Below are 1,581 nucleotides of genomic sequence, written 5' to 3' on the forward strand. Positions count from 1 at the left end.
GGTGTGGGGAGGGAAACCTCTTTCATCTTTGGTAGTGAAAATTTTTTCATCAGGACTGACGACCGACGACCGGCTACCGAAAACGAAGTTTCACTTTTTAGCATACCAGCGCCATAAAACTCGCGCTAAACGTTGGGGATCGTGACGAACTTTGGCAGTAACTTCATCTTCTGCCATTACATTCGCTAAAACAATGCGATAACCCATTTTTCCCACTTCCTCGCGATCTAAAAAGACGGGATGACTATGCTCTTGGGCGTATAATTGTAGGGATTGGGGCGATGGTGCAGTTCTTTGGGCCAAAACCGCATCAAAGACGCGTTCTTCACAAACTCCTTCGATTGCTCGCAAATGATCAGCTACCGAATAATTATCCGTTTCCCCCGGCTGGGTCATAATATTACAAACATAGACACGGGGGACTGTCACCTGTGCTAGGGCCTGACGAATTGCGGGAACCAACAAATTAGGGATAATACTGGTATAAAGACTACCCGGCCCGATAATAATATAATCTGCCTCCTTGATTGCCGCTAAAGCAGCAGGTAAAGCGACCGGATCGGCAGGATGACAGCCAATCTGACGAATTTGCCCCATAGCTTCGGTTATCTTCGATTCTCCCTCAATAATGCGCCCATCGGCTAACTTAGCCCAGAGACTAACATCGGTAAGGGTAGCAGGTAGCACTTTGCCGCGAATGGCCAAAACTTTAGCACTAGCATCGATCGCCTGTTCCAGATCGCCGGTAATCTCGGTCATAGCGCTGATAAATAAATTACCAAAACTGTGGCCCGATAAACCATCCCCGGCATGAAAGCGATATTGAAACAATTCCGTTAATAACTTTTCCTCATCGGCTAAAGCGGCGATACAATTGCGAATATCCCCCGGGGGTAAAATGCCCATTTCCCGGCGTAATCGGCCTGAAGAACCGCCATCATCAGCTACAGTGACAATAGCGGTGATATTGGAACTATACTGTTTTAAACCGCGTAAAAGCGTCGATAAACCCGTACCGCCACCGATCGCTACAATTTTCGGGCCGCGATGGAGACGACGATGGGTGCGTAGGAGATCAACTAATTCCTCCGATGCGTCCGGTTGTAGTGCTTCTGTAATCGTTTCGACGGTGCGACTCTGACCCCAGAATAACAAAAAGACACCTAGCAAAACCGCCAGCGGCCCGGAAACAGAATTAGGGACCAAACGGGCGATCGTTTCTAATGCTTGGGAAACAAACTCTAAAAAGCGATTAACCGGGGTTAATTTTACCCAAATAGCCAAACCGAAGGAGGTGAGAAAAACGCCGGTTAAACTAATTAAAAGCCAGCGTTTGACAAAAAGACCGGGAGAAAGCCATTTAAACCAACGATTAACCCGTTTAGGCGTTTTTCTGCCCACAGAAGCGGCTATTTTTCCCTTCTGAGCGTTGAGTTCCCGTAGCGTTTGTTTAAATGGACTCATAGATGTGGCCTGGCAGCGAACGCATTGATTCTGGAGAGACTGTAGCCGAAAAAGGGGACAAACTCAAGCTTAATTAGGGTCTGCTGAAAAAGTTTTTTGTGGGGAGAGGGTGTGGGG

The 1,581-nt window shown here is 47.6% G+C and carries 1 protein-coding gene; it reads right to left on the reverse strand.

Features of this window, described 5'->3' with window-relative positions; all coding sequences use genetic code 11:
- Positions 1–90: 90 nt before the first annotated feature.
- Positions 91–1,464, reverse strand: coding sequence for a gluconeogenesis factor YvcK family protein (gene yvcK, locus IQ242_RS24420; RefSeq protein ID WP_052278209.1), 1,374 nt, complete (start codon positions 1,462–1,464; stop codon positions 91–93).
- Between the last annotated feature and the right edge of the window lie 117 nt (positions 1,465–1,581).

The organism is Microcystis sp. LEGE 08355 (genome assembly GCF_015207185.1).
Taxonomy (GTDB): domain Bacteria; phylum Cyanobacteriota; class Cyanobacteriia; order Cyanobacteriales; family Microcystaceae; genus Microcystis; species Microcystis panniformis.